The organism is Methanofollis fontis (genome assembly GCF_004297185.1).
Classification (GTDB): domain Archaea; phylum Halobacteriota; class Methanomicrobia; order Methanomicrobiales; family Methanofollaceae; genus Methanofollis; species Methanofollis fontis.
In genome coordinates this window covers 429,702-448,120 of sequence record NZ_PGCL01000003.1, presented here as the reverse complement: position 1 = coordinate 448,120, position 18,419 = coordinate 429,702, and the positions used below count along the sequence as shown (strand labels likewise).

General features: G+C 54.3%; 15 protein-coding genes, 1 tRNA gene and 1 pseudogene. 7 read left to right on the top strand and 10 right to left on the bottom strand.

Going from position 1 to position 18,419, the window contains the following annotated elements:
• The first annotated feature begins 82 nt into the window (after positions 1 to 82).
• Positions 83 to 1,003, top strand: a complete 921-nt coding sequence (gene xerA, locus CUJ86_RS09055) for a site-specific tyrosine recombinase/integron integrase (protein ID WP_130647240.1) — start codon at positions 83 to 85, stop codon at positions 1,001 to 1,003.
• A 173-nt stretch (positions 1,004 to 1,176) separates the two neighbouring features.
• On the top strand, positions 1,177 to 1,686 hold the full coding sequence (locus CUJ86_RS09050; protein ID WP_130647239.1) for a type 1 glutamine amidotransferase domain-containing protein: 510 nt from the start codon (positions 1,177 to 1,179) through the stop codon (positions 1,684 to 1,686).
• 49 nt (positions 1,687 to 1,735) lie between these two features.
• Here the strand turns inward: CUJ86_RS09050 and CUJ86_RS09045 are convergent, their stop codons facing one another.
• Complete coding sequence (locus tag CUJ86_RS09045; protein WP_165394850.1) at positions 1,736 to 3,565, bottom strand: PKD domain-containing protein; 1,830 nt, start codon at positions 3,563 to 3,565, stop codon at positions 1,736 to 1,738.
• 362 nt (positions 3,566 to 3,927) lie between these two features.
• A complete protein-coding gene (locus CUJ86_RS09040) occupies positions 3,928 to 4,773 on the bottom strand; it encodes an MBL fold metallo-hydrolase (protein ID WP_165394849.1) in 846 nt (281 codons plus the stop codon).
• 115 nt (positions 4,774 to 4,888) lie between these two features.
• Here CUJ86_RS09040 and CUJ86_RS09035 point away from each other — a divergent pair.
• Positions 4,889 to 4,961 (top strand) — tRNA-Gln (locus tag CUJ86_RS09035).
• Between the two features lie 196 nt (positions 4,962 to 5,157).
• Here CUJ86_RS09035 and CUJ86_RS09030 read toward each other — a convergent pair.
• Both CUJ86_RS09030 and CUJ86_RS09025 read right to left on the bottom strand, forming a co-directional pair.
• Positions 5,158 to 6,114, bottom strand: coding sequence for a nucleoside recognition protein (locus CUJ86_RS09030; protein ID WP_130647236.1), 957 nt, complete (start codon positions 6,112 to 6,114; stop codon positions 5,158 to 5,160).
• A 640-nt stretch (positions 6,115 to 6,754) separates the two neighbouring features.
• A complete protein-coding gene (locus CUJ86_RS09025) occupies positions 6,755 to 8,293 on the bottom strand; it encodes a sodium-dependent transporter (protein WP_130647235.1) in 1,539 nt (512 codons plus the stop codon).
• Between the two features lie 316 nt (positions 8,294 to 8,609).
• Between CUJ86_RS09025 and CUJ86_RS09020 the strand changes: the two genes are divergently transcribed.
• The 4 genes from CUJ86_RS09020 to CUJ86_RS09005 all read left to right on the top strand — a co-directional run bounded on the left by CUJ86_RS09020 (position 8,610) and on the right by CUJ86_RS09005 (position 10,909).
• The gene (locus CUJ86_RS09020; RefSeq protein WP_130647234.1) at positions 8,610 to 8,972 is read left to right on the top strand and encodes a hypothetical protein; all 363 of its coding nucleotides are present in this window, start codon (positions 8,610 to 8,612) and stop codon (positions 8,970 to 8,972) included.
• A gap of 158 nt (positions 8,973 to 9,130) precedes the next feature.
• A complete protein-coding gene (gene udg, locus CUJ86_RS09015; protein WP_130647233.1) occupies positions 9,131 to 9,706 on the top strand; it encodes a type-4 uracil-DNA glycosylase in 576 nt (191 codons plus the stop codon).
• A gap of 171 nt (positions 9,707 to 9,877) precedes the next feature.
• Positions 9,878 to 10,333: a YbhB/YbcL family Raf kinase inhibitor-like protein gene (locus tag CUJ86_RS09010; RefSeq protein WP_130647232.1), complete on the top strand. Its 456-nt coding sequence runs from the start codon at positions 9,878 to 9,880 to the stop codon at positions 10,331 to 10,333.
• Between the two features lie 129 nt (positions 10,334 to 10,462).
• Positions 10,463 to 10,909: a CBS domain-containing protein gene (locus tag CUJ86_RS09005; protein WP_130647231.1), complete on the top strand. Its 447-nt coding sequence runs from the start codon at positions 10,463 to 10,465 to the stop codon at positions 10,907 to 10,909.
• On the opposite strand, the gene CUJ86_RS09000 is transcribed toward CUJ86_RS09005, so the two are convergent.
• The 6 genes and pseudogenes from CUJ86_RS09000 to CUJ86_RS08980 all read right to left on the bottom strand — a co-directional run bounded on the left by CUJ86_RS09000 (position 10,875) and on the right by CUJ86_RS08980 (position 18,045).
• Complete coding sequence (locus tag CUJ86_RS09000) at positions 10,875 to 12,065, bottom strand: cation:proton antiporter (RefSeq protein ID WP_130647230.1); 1,191 nt, start codon at positions 12,063 to 12,065, stop codon at positions 10,875 to 10,877. The genes CUJ86_RS09005 and CUJ86_RS09000 overlap by 35 nt on opposite strands.
• Positions 12,066 to 12,073: 8 nt before the next feature.
• Complete coding sequence (locus tag CUJ86_RS08995) at positions 12,074 to 13,987, bottom strand: sensor histidine kinase (RefSeq protein ID WP_130647229.1); 1,914 nt, start codon at positions 13,985 to 13,987, stop codon at positions 12,074 to 12,076.
• Positions 13,988 to 14,141: 154 nt separating this feature from the next.
• Complete coding sequence (locus CUJ86_RS12300) at positions 14,142 to 14,474, bottom strand: SPASM domain-containing protein (protein WP_268878248.1); 333 nt, start codon at positions 14,472 to 14,474, stop codon at positions 14,142 to 14,144.
• A gap of 159 nt (positions 14,475 to 14,633) precedes the next feature.
• Positions 14,634 to 15,047 (bottom strand): annotated as a pseudogene (locus CUJ86_RS12295) (radical SAM protein); the annotation flags it as partial.
• Positions 15,048 to 15,262: 215 nt separating this feature from the next.
• The gene (locus CUJ86_RS08985; protein WP_130647227.1) at positions 15,263 to 17,329 is read right to left on the bottom strand and encodes a fasciclin domain-containing protein; all 2,067 of its coding nucleotides are present in this window, start codon (positions 17,327 to 17,329) and stop codon (positions 15,263 to 15,265) included.
• A complete protein-coding gene (locus CUJ86_RS08980; protein ID WP_130647226.1) occupies positions 17,320 to 18,045 on the bottom strand; it encodes a hypothetical protein in 726 nt (241 codons plus the stop codon). The genes CUJ86_RS08985 and CUJ86_RS08980 overlap by 10 nt, the downstream gene beginning before the upstream one ends.
• Positions 18,046 to 18,419: the final 374 nt, after the last annotated feature.

Here is an 18,419-nt window from a genome sequence, read left to right as displayed (position 1 = left end):
CAATCCTGGATCTTTTTGGGGTTGTCGCCAAATGTATATTCTGCGACAAAGTTATATGTGGGCAAAACAGACAAAATAATGGATGGATAGTGGATTTTTTCCAGAATGGCTTGATCGATATGTGGGATACTTAAGGATGAGGAATTATTCGCCTCGGACGGTCCGAAGTTATGAGCAGACGGTACGGCATTTTGCCCGTTATGTCTTCCTCCGGCAGCATGCGGGTGGTGACCGGCGATCCTTCGGGCCGGATGAGGTGGACGGGGCGAGGTGCGATGTGTGTGTTGCTGTTTCAACCGCGATTGTTACTGATTATTTCTCTTCTCTTGCAGAACAGTATGAATATAAGCCGAAAACTCTCCATCGAATGATTTCGACGCTTGCGTCATTTTATTCGTATCTCTATGCTCAGGGCGGCGTGTCGGTGAACCCGATGCTTGGTGTTGAAAGGCCCAGGATAAAAAATCAGGACTTAAAATACCTGAAGCACAGTCAGGTGGTGCGTTTGATCAATTCTATTGACGATCCTGCCGATCGGTTAATTGTTCGGTTGATATATGCGACTGGCGTTCGGGTTTCTGAACTGTGCAATATGAATATTGAGGATATTGACTTCGAGGAGCATACGATACGGGTAACCGGGAAAGGGGACAAAATCCGTGTTGTTTTTGTGGATGAGGCGACTCTTTCGGAAATTGATCGTCATATTGGGCATCGGATCATGGGGCCGCTCTTTGTGGGTCAGCAGGGGCACCACATTTCTCCCCGGACGATCCAGAGGATCTTCCGAAAATATGCCCCTCCCGGCATCACTCCTCACAAGATCCGCCACAGTTATGCCTCCGAACTCTACCGGCGCTCCAAAAATCTCAGGGTGGTGCAGGAGAACCTGGGGCACTCGTCCATCAAGACGACCGAAGTCTACCTGCATACCGATCTCGATGAACGCCGTGCCGTGTACCGGGAATTTTTCCCGCTCTCCAATGGCAACTCCGGGCCATAAACCGTATGATGCTATATGTCCGGGGGTCCCCGGTGGATCAGGGAGGGGGGAACTTCGGGCGTGGATATCATGCTGCGGGAGGGGAAGAGATCAGGGGGCAGTGCCCTCCCTCCTTCAGGTTGTGACGATATCTTGATATGGGGAGAACAGAACCCGGTGTATGGGGGACGATCATGAAACGGGTTGCTGTTCTGATTGACGGGATGTTTGAGGATTCGGAGTACACTGTGCCGGTGCGTGCCATCCGGTCCGCTGGCCATGAGGTTGTCAATCTCGGGCTGAAGGCAGGGAGTATGGTGAAGGGGAAGACCGATGCCAGTTCTGTTCGTATCGATGTATCAGTCAGGGATTCTTCAATCGATGATTATGATGCCCTCCTGATCCCGGGGGGCTACTCGCCGGATCGGCTGCGTGCTTTTCCTGAACCGGTCCGGTTCGTGCGAGATTTTGTCAGGAAGGGGAAACCCGTCTTTGTCATCTGTCATGGCCCGCAACTCCTGATCTCGGCACGGGTGCTGGACGGAAGACGGGTGACCGGGTGGCGTTCGATCGAGATCGATATCAGGAACGCAGGCGCCGATTTTCTGGATCAGGAGGTGGTTGTGGATGGAAATCTTGTATCGAGCCGGAGCCCGGACGACCTTCCGGCGTTTGTCCGGACCGTGCTGGATGTACTCGGGTAGGGGGTGTTATACCCCCTGCCGAATCTCCACAAGCACCGTTGGGGCCTCTTTATCCGCCACCCGGGGGGTGCGGTGGTGATGGGGTGGTGGTGTTTCTATTCCAGATGATCCCCGGTGCAATGCTCATGATCCTGGATGTCAGGGTGCCGGGGACCGGAGAACCGAGTACGCCGTCCCTCTCCATAAAGATCCAGTAGCCCTTCATCGGGTGGACCGGATCGGAAACCTCTGCCGGATCGCTCTCATTGTTGACAATGGTCAGTTCATAGAACTGTCCGGCCGCGTCATACCCGATCAGATATCTCCAGGCGTCCCGGACTGAAATGAGCGCCGTGCCGGCGGTCCGGTCGCTGCTCCCGGTGAAGCCGATGGCATTCCAGCCGCTGAGGAGGTGTTTTTCGGGAGGGGGCGAGACCGGATCATCGTCATAGATCAGGTCCACGACCGAAGAGGCGTTGGCATATATCCAGATGCCGTCGAGCGGTCTGAGTTCATTGTCCGCCGCCATGGGGATGAACCCCTCTCCCGGTTCATATAGCAGGATCTCGTTTCCTGCCATGTCGACATCAGTGAAGACCTCTGTTACGGTTGAAGAACCGGGCGCCAGTCGTTGCGGAACGGAGATAAAGTTCCACCCCTCGTACAGGTGGAGCGCCCCCACCGGTTCTGCCACCCTGATGTAATCCGGTTTTGTCATGGTGTCGCTCCCGGTCGCGGTGCTCACCGTGAGGCTGACCGTATAGGTGCCAGGGAGTCCGTAGGTGTGAACCGGGTTCTGCTCCTCTGAAGTGGCCCCGTCACCGAACTCCCATGCCCATGATTCCGGCATGCCGCTGCTGGTGTCATTGAACTCTACTGTCAGCGGTGCGGTCCCGACTGTGCGGTTCGCCCTGAAATCTGCAACAGGGATGAAACCGGGTCCGTCTTCGGGGGTGTAGAGATAGATGTCCGGGTTGCCGTTCCGGTGGTCCTCCCAGACGATACGCCCGCCGGAGATGGACGGGTCGGATTGCCATGCCGGATCATCGGTGATCCGGGTCTCTGCCCCGGAGGAGATATTGAAGAGATAGATCTCCTTGTCCCCGTTCCGCCGGTCTTCCCAGGTGATCAGGTCGCCATCGATGGCCGGCATCGCCTGTGATGAGTTATTGGTGCAGATCGGTGTTTCGTTCTCGGTGGTGAGGTCGTACATATAGATGTCGCTCTGTGTCACTTCGCGGTAATCGGTCCAGACCACGCGGTCGCCCCAGATCTTCGGGTGGTTTTGCTCGTCCGGGATGCTCAGTCTGACATATCTGCCGGTTGGAATATACCATGCATAGATGTCGCCGCCTGATTCATAGACCAACCATTCGTCATTGATGTCGGGATGGACGGTTCCATAATGATCAGAGACCTTCACGTCTTCTTTCAGCGTGAAATCGTAGGTGTATATTGTATAGGAACCGTGCCTGAGGTCCTGCCAGACAATCTGCCCCTCATTGACGGCTGGATGCCGCTGTGCATGCCGTTCGGTACAGATTTCCATCTCCTGCCCGGTACTGAGGTCATAGAGATAGATATCGTGGTTTCCGTTGCGCTCGTCGTCCCAGACGATCCAGTTTTCGGAGATCACGGGGTCCCACTGGTCGGCAGGATCGGTGCAGATCGGGCGCTCTTCTCCGGATGTGAGGTTGTAGAGGTAGATATCATAATTGCCGTTCCGGTAGTCCATCCAGACGATCAACTCCCCGTCGATGTCCGGCAATACCTGCGATGAGTTATTGGTGCAGATCGGAATCTCTCGAGCTGCGGCGGGCACCATGCCGCAGGCGGCGATCACCATGGCCAGAATGACGACCATGGATCTGATGGGGATCATTCTGTTCCTTTTCTCCATTGAGGACTCACCTCTTTTATTCCGTCCTGGAAGTGGATCGCTCCGATTGTGTGATACTGTACTCGCTTGTTTCTGCACATGCATGGTTTTGGTGCGGATGCGTGGCCTTTTGGTGGTTTATGGTGGCACTGTCCCTTCCATGGTGGGGGGTGAGGTCATTGACAATTTAAATAATTTGTGCGTGGGGGTGCCACAAGAAGGGGTCCTGTGATGTGATTTTTATCGCGTATGTGCGTCGTATTTGTTGGTTTGGTGATGGGGGGATTGTTGTGATCGTCGTGGATTTTTTGACATCGGTGTGCACCTGGATCTCTGGAACGCCTGTCCGGTGTTCTACATAAAACCCCATTCTGTCTCTCTATTCAGGGTGGGATGCCACACGCCCAGAGTTCTGCCCTCATCGCTTCCAGAAGTCTGGGTTCTTCCCCCATGAATTCGGCTGCCGAGAGGATGCGGCATGCTGTTGCTTTTCTGAGGCCTTTCATCCACCGATCGCCCACCATCGACCTGAGAAGATGGTGATCGATGACAAGGCAGGTGCATGAGCGTGCGAGATGGAGCGCATTTGAAAAGGCGTTTTCCTCCTGCTCCCTGGTGAATGAGTGCAGATAGAGCGGCGGGCCGGAAACGAAGACGAGTGACGGGTGCCATCCGGCGACCACCCCGATTGCATCCGGGGAGGTGCACTGGATGTCGGATGCATGGACGAAGCATGCCTCACCCTCCCTGACCGCGGTCATCATCACCGAACCGCCGCTGCTCCCATGGGGGACGGGCGGGGAACAGGCCACCACTCCGTCGTCTGTTCCCTCTGCGTTCGGGAATCCGCGACCGAGGGCGTTCTCAAGATCAGATCTCCGTTGTGCCGAGGTCCGGGAGATCCCGTCCGGTCCTTTTGCGTGGACGACGACACCCTCCGGGGGGGTGAAATCGTCCAGAGCAATCTGATGGCAGTCCGGGTCTTTGAGGGGCACATGGTCGCCGTGGTAATGGGTGAAGACGATGTCGGTCGTCCGGGGGAGATGTCTGAGGATCGATTCCCTGATACGTGCCGCCGCTGCCGCCTCATCGGGGTGTGGAGGGAGCCTGAACCGGAACCGCCCGAGGGCGACACCGGGATCGATGAGCACTGTTCGATCCGCTGTTTCGACGACCGTTGCCATGGAGCGTGCGCCGAGGGACTCGGCACCAAGGATGAGGACACGCATTTGATGCTCTCCAGAGGTGGTGGTATCATGATCCATTGTCCTTATATCACCACCCCCGTCCTTGTATCGGAAAACACTATGATATAGCATGAAAACCAACACCTAACGGCAGTTCACCCCCGTAGTGTAGTGGTCAATCATACAGGACTTTGGATCCGGTGACGGCGGTTCGAATCCGCCCGGGGGTATTGTATATTCACGCTCGAATCCTTTGAAAAACGCTTATATTTTCTTTTCCCGACCACACATTGTGGTGTTCTGTGAGGGCGGCATTCTGGCTGATTTCCGTCGAATTTCTGGCATTCAAGGGTTAATTTGCCGAAATAGCACGGAATGGGCTCAATCTCATCCATGGAAGATGCGGTCGGAAACGATCCCCTCTCATCACCAGCCAAGGCCGTACGCCAGCACGATGACTAACACCGCCATAATACTGTTCCGGAGTGCTGTCGAAATCAACATGATCTCCGTTCCGGTCCGCATCCCGAATATCGCCGCATAGGATGAACCGAACCAGCGGATGCTCCGGGTTACGCTGGTGAGAATGTTGCCGACGAGCAGGGTAAGCACAATCTGCTGCCAGTTCATGTCCCCTGCCGCGAGCAGGGCGGACGCGACGCTCGCACCTGCAACGAAACTCCCGAACTGAGCGGCGATGATCGCGAAACCTTCCGGAGGAATCGGGAAGAACCCGCCTGCACCCTGCATCATCCCGGCGAGTCGGTCGAATGTACCTGCGTTGATGAGGAAAGCGACGATGATGATGGTAGGGACGGTGACTTTAAGCAGGCGCGTCAGGGTTTTCCGGGAAGAGGCGCCTGCCTCCCGCAGCGCCTCACGCAACGTAACTGCGGCTGGCTCCTCCACGGACCGAACCTGAACGGTCGGAGCCGGTGTGAGGACGACCCGCCCGGCAACCATGATGATCGCGGTCTTCGCAAGCCCCACCAGCATCAGCAGACCGAAATAGATGAGGCCGGGAATACCAAGAAGGGGGACGTAGACCGGGAGGAGGTAGCGCCAGTGCATGACAACCGTCGGAAACGAATTCATGATGGCTGCAATGATAACCTCGCGCCGGCTAATGATCTCCTTCGCATGGTAATCCACCAGCATGGCGTTGGCGGCAGGAGGCGAAACGAAGGCCATGAGGAAACTGGTGCCACACTCCTCACGGAGGCAGGCGAATCTGGTGAGCGGACGGGAGAGAACTGCAATCCTCCCGGCGATCTTCATTGCGACGAGCAGCTCGGCGAAAAAGACACCGATGACCATCATTGGGACTATCTCACCGAGCAGTCCGACCGCCAGCGTCACCGTCTGAACAATACTGTCGTACATGGCCCATTAACAGAGGATCTCATAACCTGAGGTCGTGCACTGAACAGGGGGGTGCGTCTCTCAGTGTATCCGGTGCTCCCATATCAGTGGGTGTGAGTATGTTGTATAAATGAATTACTTATTTGGCAAACATTTTAGCATTTACATATAATGTGCGAATGATGTTATGATGGGTAATACGATACAGGGTCTGTGCATAAGCCGGACAATCTTCCGCTCTTCTTCGTCATTGTTGTGAACGGATGTAAACCGCAATGCCCTACTTCTGCTCCTCATCGTTCCCACAGGAAAAGAAATAAAATCCGGCTTTGTTGAATCGGATAAGCCAGGAGTATGACTCAGGCAGATCGGTATAAAAGAAACACGAAAGATCCGGAGAACAGAAGAACGGTACAGTTCGATCTGGATCCTTATAGGATAAGAGGAGTTGTTGAACGATCCTTTGGCCGGGTTGGAGTGTTTTAGAAAATTTTTCCCGGGCATGAACAAAACGAGGGTCATTCATTGGATTCATCCTCTTTGCATGCAGCATCATGATCTGCAGGATTGTGGGATGACTACTCTTACATTTTCATGACAGATGTCTCCTGCGTATTGCACACCTTCCATCTGTCGTCTCCGCTGTTGCGGTACGGCAGTATCAGTCCTCAGCAACCGGTTCGGCATCCTCCTCTTCGGTCTGCAACGCCCATTCGGATGGTTCATCCCTACTGGGTTTGCCTCCAAACACCCCGGATATCGCCACGGCGGCGATCGGAGCGCCGAAAACGAGCGCCAAACCCACGGCCTGTGCGAGGGGCGGGTATCCCCCATATGGCGTGCCGATCCTGTCGATGAGGTTCATGGCAACTGCGACGATCAGGACGACAGGAACGAGATACCTGATACAGACGTCCCACCACTCCCCGACCGGGTGCGATGCTGATTCGTTCATGAACGAACGGAGTCTCCCGGCGCCGTACAGGTGACCGATCGCTATCGCCTCCAGGATGCCGACGATGAGAACGGCGAACGAGTTGTAGTAGGAGTCGATGAGATCGATCCAGTACAACCCCCCGTTCGTCATGAAGAGCAGTCCGACGAGGAAGACTCCTGCGGAGACCATGGCGGAGAGCAGCACGCGCGGTATGCCGAGATAGTCCTCCAGTGATATGCTGATCCCCTCGACCGCAGCGAAGATGGAGTCGACTGCAAGGGTGACGAACATCAGAAAGAAGAGGATGCCGAATATCTCGGGAGCGAGAGGCAGGAGGCTGATTGCCGCCGGGTAGACCACGAACACGAGTTCGACGCCTCCTTTCACGACTTCGGGGACCGGGACGCCGGTGGTGTGGGCCAGGTATCCAAGGGTCGAAAAGACGGCAACTCCGGCGATGAGCGATGTCACACCATTCGCGATGCAGATTACATATCCGCTCCTGACGAGGTCGTGGCGGTCCGGGAGAAACTTCGCGTAGGCGATCATGATCCCCATACCGATCGAGAGCGAGTAGAAGATCTGTCCGAACGCGGCCACCCAGACACCGGGTCTCATGAGCGCCGCAAAGTCCGGCGTCAGGTAGTATACAAGCCCGTCGAGCGCTCCCGGCAGCGTCACGCCCCGGACGACCATCATGATCAGGCAGAGCCAGGGAAGGAGGACCGTCAGCCAGACGACCTTTTCAACGCTCCTGATCCCGCGGAAGATCGAAACGTATACTGCCGTCCAGGAGATGACGGCACCGAGAACGACCGCCCAGTTCAGGCCGCCGAGCGTAAAGATGTCGGGAGAGAGATGGAGAAAGGTCTCGTGGAAGAACCCTTCGGGATCCGACCCCCAGGCCAGCGTTGAGGCAAATCCGATGTAGTTCACGCCCCAGGCCATGATCACCGAATAGTATGCCATCAGGATCACGGTCAGGATCACGACGAGCCAGCCGATCCATTCGACCTTTCGGCCGATAAGCGTCCGGAACGAACCGGGCACTCCTGCCCGCGCCCGGTATCCGAGAGCGCTCTCCATGAGCCAGAGCGGTACGCCGGCGAAGAGCAGGGCGACGATATAGGGTATAAGAAATGCCCCGCCACCGTTATCATAACAGACATAGGGAAAACGCCAGAGGTTTCCGAGGCCTATTGCCGCCCCTATCCCGGCGAGAATGAAGGTGAACCGGGAACTCCAACGTTCTTCTGCACTCATTGCCCAGATTTCGTGTTCCGGGGAGGAAAGATGTTTCGTTTTCTTTCATGGGGCTCTTCACCCTTCCCTGTGGGCAACGCTTCCACGCCTGCCTATCGATCAACCCTGAGAGAGGTCAGATGAAGAAGCATGGCCACCCGCACAGAGATCCTTTCTCTCCGAACGCCCCTCGATTGCATATGAGCGGGAGCGACCCCCTGAAGATTTTCAGTTTTGCATTACAGGTTGTCACGGAACAATGAACTGCTCATGCCTGTGAAAATAGCCTTGTTTTCCCGGCAAAAGGATTAAATTGGACCTGCGGAGACATCTGAGCATGAAGGCGTGGACCAAAGATGCGCTGTGCCTCGGTACGTTTCTCTGGCTGATCGGGTATCTTGCCTCCCTCGTGCTGTTCTTCACCCCGTTTGCGGAGATGATGGGGTGGGTCCTGACGGCCGTCTTCACGCCTGTCACCATCGCAATTACATGGTGGTGGTTCAGACAACGGCACCTTCCACTCATCTATTTCGTAAAAGTGGGAATCGTATGGGTGGTGATCGCAGTGGTGCTCGACTACCTCTTTATCGTCCTGCTGTTCCAGACCGCCTACTACAGCACCCACGTATTTCTCTACTATGCCCTCACCTTCCTGATCCCGGTGGGCATCGGCCTTTCCCTGAACCGGGCTCGAGAATAACGGGCGGCTGAGTGGAGATGAAGAGGTGTTCACGCAAGATCGCGCTCCCTTTGTGGTATTCACCTTTCTCTCCTGCTCCATCTGCCCTAAAACCGTCTTCAGAGCAATCTCTGGATATCCATAACACTCTTTCCTGTCGAACATCAAGAAATGGGTATATGCATGAGGTTGAACGCCTGAAGACCGAGATCCTGAACTGCACACACTGTCCCCTCTCAGAAACGAGGACACACGCAGTTCCCGGTGAGGGACCGAAGGATGCAGAAATCGTGTTCATCGGCGAGGCGCCGGGCAGGCAGGAAGATCTCCAGGGCAGACCGTTTGTCGGGCGTGCAGGGCGAATTCTGGATTCAATGCTGGATTCGGCCGGCATATCCCGTGAAGAGGTGTTTATCACCAATGTCGTGAAGTGCCGCCCCCCCGAGAACCGCGACCCGCAAAACGAGGAGATCGCCGCCTGCCGTCCATATCTTGTAGAGCAGATCTCGGCGATCAGGCCCCGTTTCATAGTTACCCTTGGAAGGTTTGCGATGCGTCTGGTTCTTGAGATGTTCGGGGTGGAAGCGGGCAGCATCGGTGAAATGCACGGGCAGGTGATCACCGTGTCGCAAGGGGGGGCGGTGTTCACTGTAATTCCCATGTATCATCCAGCGGCATCCATCTACAACAGGCAGGTCAGGGCGGACCTTGAGGACGATTTCCAGACCCTCGGACGTCTGCTCAGGGGAGAGTGATGGTTGCCTTTTTTCCGGGGGATTGCGGGAGCAAATCCCGAAAATATGGGTATGAGGGTGATTCGTCGCCATTGATCGTCTTCTGTAATGATACGGGTCGGTGTGTTCTGCGGTCATGATTAGAGTTTTATATTCGTGGGGCCATGTTTCGCCGGAGAGAGGAGGTTGTCCATGGCAAATCCCATAGTCGAGATCGATTTCACTGTCTTTCCAAAGAGGCACACCTGTGTGGGTGAGGACGTATCGCCGGAAATTCGTATATCCCGTCTTGAATCGCCGTATTGTGCATTAATTCTCTCAGACCCGGGTGCGCCGGGCGGGGAGTTTGCGCACTGGTTGATCTGGAACATCAAAAAGCCCGACCGCATCCCGGAAAACATCCCGAAAACACCCGAGGTGTCTTCACCCTTCGCCGCTCTGCAGGGGACGAACGATTTTGGAAAAATCGGTTACAACGGGCCGTGCCCGCCAAAAGGGTCGGCCCATGAGTACTACTTTAACCTCTATGGCCTTGATGCCCCGCTCCAGTGCGCACCCGGGGCGACACTGGCCGAACTCAAACAGGCAATGAAAGGGCATGAGAAGGAGTATAGCGGCACTGCCGTTGCCACGTTCAGGCGGGAGTGAGCACCCCAGGGTGGACTGACCCACCCTGACCGATGGAACCGATCAATCAGGGGGATCCCCCCTGATTGGTGGCGTTCCAACAGGGCGAACGACTATTAGGCATCGGGGCAACTCTCAATCTGACCTTCTATGGAACCTGGCGAAATACCGATCAAACTGGTGATGTCGCAAGAAATCGTCACCATTGGCCCCGACACTCCGCTTCCCGAAGTTTTCGAGCGTTTTTCTGAGAAAGGATGTACCGACCTCATCGTAGCCGCCCCGGACGGACAATTTCTCGGTTTCATCACGGCCCTCGATCTCCTCGCCTCGGTCGGGCCGGTGATCGGGGTCAGGACCCTAAAAAAGACCACGTGCATCGATTGTCTGCTCAAGCGTGACACCACGACGGCGGCCGATATCATGACACGCAGTCATATCGCACTTTCGGACGATTCCACGCTCAGGGATGCCATGGAGGCGATGGAACGCTACCGCTATCCTGTGCTGATCGTCGTCGATGAGAGGGGTGCCGCCGTCGGGCGCCTGGAGGTCTGCATGATCATCTCGCATTTGCGGGTTGCCGGTCACCTCTGATCTCAAGGCGTCGGAAGGCAGATGTCATCAGGACCGGTGTGAGCAGCACAGATATGATCACCATAATGGTAAATGAAGAGAAGAGCGCCTGTCCAATAATTCCTGTCATCAGGGCGATCTGTGCAATCACCAGGGTGATTTCGCCCCGCGGGCAGAGGCCGATGCCGACAATGAGCGCCCCTGCCTGCGAATCCATAAATTGTGTCGAACCCGCCCATCCTCCGAGGATCTTGCCTGCGAATGCAATGACGATGAGTGGCAGGATAAAGGGGGAGAACAGGGTTTCAGGAGTGATGGTGACCAGGAGCCCGATGGAGGCGAAGAAGAAGGTGACAAAAAAACCGAATGAAAAGTCTGCTATGCCTTCAAAAAGGCTGCGATCGTTTCTGATCTGGTCACCCAGCAGTAAACCCGCAAAAAACGCTCCTATGGCATAATGGAGTCCGGCAAGGTCGGATAGATAGGCCATGCACAGGGCGATTGCAATCGCTGCCGTATAGGTCATCTCATGGGTCTGTGTTGAGCGGGCCCGGTCCATTATGGCGGGAAGCACCCGCCGTCCGACGACCAGGCTCCCGCCGATGAAGAGTCCGCCGGTGATGAGGGTCGAGAACAGCGACCCCTCGCTCCCGGTAAATACCGCTGTTAGCCCGGCCAGCAGCAGGATCCCCAGGATATCATCGATCACCGCTGCCCCAACGATGGTGGTCCCTGCCGGCGTTTCCAGTTTTTTCAGGTCGATCAGTGTCCGGATTGATATGCCAATGGACGTAACCGAAAGGGCAATCCCGATGAAGATGGCCTCAATGGAATCAAAACCGGCGATATGGGCAAACCCTGCCCCCATCAGGAATGGCACCACCATACCGGCAATTGCGGTGAACAATGCGGGTTTTTCAGAAGCGGCAAACGATCGCATATTCATCTGGATGCCACTGATAAACAGGAGGGCGATAATTCCTATATCTGCAAGAAATTCCATCGTCCCTTCATAAGCAACAATTGAGAGCAACGACGGACCGAGTACGATCCCTGCCGCTATTTCCCCGATGAGGGAGGGATACCCGGCACGTTCGGCCAGTTCACCCGCCAGCTTCGCAACGGTCAGGATCAGGATCACCTGAAGGATGGGATCCATTGCGGCGTAGTCGATCATGACAGGATTTATCCCTGTCGTCCCTTCTCCTTCTCAGCGACCCGGACAAGGGTGAATCGGATCGCCGCACCGGCAGTTTGTTGTCCGGGTATCCGGTCATCTGCCCAGACCCTTCCACCGTAATTCTCCACCAGCGATCTGACGATATAGAGGCCAAGGCCCTTTCCTGTCTGCCGTTCGCTCCCCCTCTTGAAGCGGTTGAAGATGACCTCCTTGAGTTCATCGGGAATGCCCGGTCCTGTATCCTCCACCGAAACCATGATCTCCCTGTCCTCATCGGAGACGCGAATCGTGATATCGCCATCCTTCTCCATAAACTTCAGTGAGTTTGAGATCAGGTTCGAAAAGACTTCTGAGAGGAGCGAATCCGCATAGACCTTCAGACCTTCGCAACCCGAAAAATGGATCCTGGCCTCGGGATTATGGGCGATCTCATCTCTGATTACCCGGTCCAGGTCCACTGGTTGGAGGGGGAGGCGTTTCTGGTGTATCATCCTGATGGTTGCGACATTATGGATGATTCCACTGCTTCTGTGAATGGTTCTGGTGATTTTTTCGGCATACTCCCTATCTCCACCTGAGAGGCGCCGTCTTAATATGTGGACATATCCAAGCCCGATGGTATTCACATTGTTGATGTCGTGGGATATGATGTCAAGATAGAGGTTTGCCTCTGCATTTGCATTCTGGAGATCTGCGGTTCGTTTTTCAACAATTTTTTCAAGGTTCTCATTCGTCTGTTTCAGGGCCTCTTCTGATTCCTGTGCCCGTGTAAGGCTTGATTTCAGGGTGCCAACCATGGCGTTGATGCTCTCCTCCAGTCTGGTGAGTTCAACACCCCGGGTATGCTGGATCCGGTGATCCAGGTCACCATGGGCGATCTGATCGACGTCGGCAACCATACGGGAAATCGGTTTTGATATATATCGAATCAGGGAAAATGCGAGGATCATGCTGATCAGGAGAGCGAGGAGTGCGATCAGGAGATGGGTGAAGAAGATCGAATTCAGACTTCTTTCAAGGGGGGCGGTGGTGAAGGTGAGTTCGATCACCAGACTCATATCAGAAGGATAGTCAGGATCGAAGAGATCGATAAAGATATAGTCAGTCGCGGTTTTGTTCGCCGGATCATAGGACTGGTTCCCTGTGCGCTCCTGTATCGCCGCTTTGATCCGTTCTTGCTGGAGGGGGGTTGGGACATGACTCTTGTTGCCGACAGTTTTGCCAAATATATCATAAATTCGAATGGATTGCAGGTTCCGGTTTATTTTTTTGAGATCTTCGGCGGCATCCACATAGGAGAGTCCGAGTTTCCGGTCTTTCAGGAGATCCGGCACCAGTCCGAGTTCGAGGATATACCTGTGGTCTGGCGTTGGCATATAGGCAAATTTCCTGATTGCACCCGTAGAGCTCTCCCGCACCACCCGGTCCGCTGAAAAATTGTCGCTCTCCCTGATAGAGGTGAGATATTGATAAAATTCCGGGATCTGAGAAAAATCAACGCCGATTTCTTCAGCAACAGTGCTGTATTCGATCACGCCGCTTGAATTGATGATATAGAGGTCCATTGTATTGTCAAGCCCGGTTTTGAGATCCTCCAGATTCATCCTGGAGGGATCGCCCCCCGAATCCTGGTATGCCTCGAGAAAACCCTCAAAACTGTCTTTCATCCTTAAATCGAGGGTGTCATCATACATCTTCAGGCCCTCATCGACAAGGGTCATCCACTGGATGATGCTCTGTTCGGTCTCTATCTGGAGCAGGCGTTCACGCTCTTCAAGCCCGGACTGTGCTTCATAATAGGAGAAGGCGGAAAGCGAGGCAATTATGAGCACGATCAGTATGATCACCGAGATCATGAGGTGTTCGGTGAGGGGTCGATCCTTCAGTAAACGCGAAAAAAAAGCCTTTATATCCAGCATTGTTCCGACCCTGTTCTCCTGCCCGCTTCCTGTGGGAAGGGATTTATCACTGTAAATTATCAGGGAATTACTTATATCCTTTCCCTTTTTGATGCAACATCAATATGGAAAATTGTTATTTTATGGAACAGGTTTTAAAAATTGGTTATTTTTCTCACAAATGACATATTTGTTCGGCAACATGCCGGAAACAGGGTGCCTGACAGATCAGTCGTTCATTGGAGCTTGCCGCCATCTTTCTGAACCACATTGCTGTAGAACCGGTCCATATTCTCATAAATGAGTCGTTTCGGATATTCCCAAATACAATCTGTGGTATTGATGAACAGGGCAGAACCTCTCCATAGGGTGACACATATGCTGTTGCTGTTCCTGCCCCGCAGTTCTGGACCCCTGAAATCCCTAATTTTCCATCTTTTGCCTCTTCTGCCGATACCGGGAAATCATCGGATGAGAGCTGCACCTCGATTCCGAAACGTTGCCCCATTTCTATGAGTCGCTTCGCACATGCCAGATCTCCTTTAGGTCCATGCAAATCCGCATTTTCAGGATCAGATGCTCTTCCGCTATTTTTTATAACTGAAACCTTCACAATTCTGGCATTCCGTGATTGCAGGTCTGCAAATAGATGATCCAGGCTCTCTTCACTTCTCCGGGAGAGTGTCAGGCGGCAGACAGTGCGGTTTCCTGTATCAACCAGGTGTTCTATGGCCCTGAGTGCCCGGTCATATGTGCCGTTTCCCCTGATACCGTCATTCACCTCCCGGCATCCTTCGAAACTGACTCTGGTCTCCATCACGCCCAGTGCCGCCAGCTTTTGTGCGATTTCATGAGTGACCAGCATGCCATTGGTGGAGATCATCACATTCATCCGGCAGTTTCGGATTTGATCCATCAAAGAGAAAATCTCCGGATAAATTAAGGGCTCTCCACCAGTTATAGCCACTTCCAGGACGCCGGCACGGCAACACGATCGAATGAGGCTTCGGAGGTGCTCCATGCCAACTTCCCTGTTTTTCTCTGCTACGGGAGAGGAACGGGTGATGCAATGACGGCAGGCAAGGTTACAGCGTTAGGTGGGATCGAGATAAAGGCGGAGGGGTGCGAGGGGATTGTGGTCTGGCGGTGCCCAGATCTCATTGTCATCGATGAACGCGGGCCGTTGCTTCTGCATGACCCCGGTCCTGGTGTTGTAATATATCTCATCCTCTCCGTTTACTCTCCACGTCCACTCCTGTTCCACTTCTTTCCCCCCCGTTTTCCGATTATTTGGTTTTAGATCATTCCGTACAGCGTTACCACATCGTCATAGTCCAGAACACCGTTTGCATTGAAATCAAACAAGGCCGTCAGGTTATTCTCTTCAATCCATAAGAAGTTCCTTGAGAAACCCACGACATCGTCGTAGTCCAGCATTCCGTTTCCGTTGACGTCCTCATAGAGTCCATCACCGTCCAGATCGGCTGGCGGGTTGGTGTATCCAGGCAACGGTGGAATGGCGGTCACTTCGATTGTTGCCTCGCCGGTTTTGGGTGTGACCGCCTCACCTCCGTCTGCTGTCATCGCCACCACATCGACTATCAGGGTGGTGTTCCCTGCCGAGAGTCCGGTGAGGATCACGGTCCCGAGAACGACGTCTGTTGCATTTGATCCGACCATCTCTCCGAGATCGACCGTTTTCATCCAGGCGCTTGCATTGGGAAGATCTGACGTTCCATTGATCTCTGCCCACTCCGGGAATGTGATGCCGGAAATTGTCGCAACGGCAGGATTGACGACACTCAGGTTCAGTGTATATCCTGCAAGACCTGAGGGCGCAGAATCAAGGATCATTGTGAATTCAGCCGTCTGACCTCCCCCCACCGTTGCGTTGACCGGTGTGAAGGATATGGCCGAACCGGCGGCAGGTTCGGTGACCTGGATATAATCGATCTTCACCTCAGAATAGGTCTCGTTCATTGCGTCCTTGATCGTCAGGCCGACAGTGTAGATGCCGGGCATTGCATAGGTGTATGTCGGGTTCTGTTCTGTGGATGTGGCATTCTCCACGCCGAAATCCCACGCCCATGCCGTTATATTTTCGACGGTGCTCATGTCGGTGAAGGTGACGGTCAGCGGCGCTGGACCGGAGAGGACGTCCGCCTCAAAGTCTGCCTCTGCCTCTTCTTCCGGCGGGATCAGCACGGTGTCGACTGCATGGATGACCCCATTGGTGCACTCCATGTCGGCGATGATCACGGTTGCGTCATTCACCATCAGCGTCGCATTCGCATCATCCCAGGTGATGCTTACCGTCGGACCGAGCAGTGTCTGGAGTTTATCCATTGCGGTGAGGTCTTCAGCCATGTACGATTCTCCGGCCACATGGTAGAGGAGCACATCGGTGAGCGCAGCAGTATCGTTGAGAAGGGCATCGAGGAGATCATCTGGAAGTGAGGCAAAGGCGTCATCCGTCGGTGCGAAGACGGTGTATGTGCCGGGTTCATGGAGCGTGGCGTTCAGGCCGGTAAGATCGAGCGCACCGACAAGGCTTGTGAAGTTCCCGTCTGCAACTGCTGTCTCATAGATGCTCATGCCTCCCCCTTCGCTGACATTGATGTAGCCCTCTCTGACTATGGTGTTATTGTCCCCCATCTCATTGGTGACTGTCAGGCTGACTGTGTAGATGCCGGGCATCTCATAGGTATATGTCGGGTTCTGCTCCTCTGATGTGGCATTTTCCATACCAAAATCCCATACCCATCCGGTCGGGTTTCCGGTGGAGAGGTCACTGAACGCAACGGTCAACGGCGCCTCTCCGGAGGTCACGCTGGCGGTAAAGTTGGCGATGAGTTCCTCAACCGGTTCTTCTGCAATGACACTGATGCTTGCGGGGACAACCGTGATCGCATAGAGGTCACTCCGCCGGTCCGCGACGGTGATCGGTCCAATGGTGATCTCGCTCGATCCCGGTACGTCACCGCGGACGGTGACGGTTAAGAGTTCAATATTCTCAAAGCCTGACCCGCCTGTCAGATCAACCGTCTGAATCGTCACTTCATCGGCAGGAAGTATAACGTCCTGCGGGATCTGTGCCCAGTGCGGGACGTTAACCCCGACGATCTCACCGACTGTCCCGTTTTCAAGGGATACTGTCATGGTATACCTTGACACTCCCCACATGGCGGTGTCCATGACAAATGAATAGTCCATGGTCTCATTCACATCAACTTCCGCCGTTGCCGGCAGAATCGAGATGGTGGCGAACTCCACATTTGGTATGGCCTCTGCAGCCAGCGCCCCCTGCACCAGAAGGATGCAGAAAAGCAGTGTGCTGAAAGCCAGCATCGTTTTCATTTCCATCTTTTTTCACTCCGTTTAATGATGTAAAGTCCGGCAAACAGGGTTAGAAGGCAAATAAAAGGGGAAATAAAACCTGATTCTGCGTTCTGTATGGTTGGTGCTGCCTCAGTCTCAATCTGCGGGGTCGGGGGGGGTGAGGTTGTCATTGAAGGAGAGGGGGTATCGGTGATATTCATGGTTGGTCCGGGTGTTGATGTGGCGGGGGGTTCTGTTGAGACCTGTTCATCATTGCCTCCTCCCCCGCTGGAAGCCTCCACATGGATTTCAACCTCATATCCGTCGATCTCATAGGAGTTACCCCTGTTGTCCTGAATATTCAGGGAATGAATGCGGAGGGTGGTCGTCCCTGCCGTGTTGGCCTGAAGTATGACACTGCCGAGGCTGATCGGTCCCTCATTTCCTTCAGCCGTATCTCCGATATCGATGGCTTCTATCCAGGTTTCTCCTGCAGGAAGTGTGCCATTATCATGCAGTGCTGCCCATTCCGGGTAAGAAAACCCTCTGATATGAGCAATCTGGGAATCAATAACTGAAAGCGACATATTGTATCCAGAAAGGCCGTTTTCAGCGTCCTTGAGGATGATAGCGGCGGTGATATCCTCTCCATCTGAGATCAAGGTCGATTGTTGGGTTATCAGGACTGGCGTGGCCTGACAGGCTCCTGAAAGAAGAATACATAACACAACAATTCCTGTTACAGATATTGGCAGTCTCATTCTATCTCCTCGCAAAACTCGAAGGCGCCACAAAAACTGATTCTGGGTGTGATATGATCGATTTTATGATGGTTTGATTGTCTCCATCGACCAAATCGAAATAATTCCGACGATGTCCCGAAATCGGATCGGCGTCCCTCCGGTCGCAATCGGCACCATCATACACTTCCGAGAACGGACCCGCCGGCACCTCCTCTCTGACCGTGATTCTGTCTGGTTGCGCCTGGATTTGCACCCTCATGTACATGGACCAAAGAAGTGGAACGTACGGGCGCTCCGGTGTGGGTGCTGGATCGGTTCTGTTCCGGTGGTGGCACCTCATCACCGAAAAACCATAGTCCTCGGTTATTCCATCCGTCCTATTCTCTGGTGCT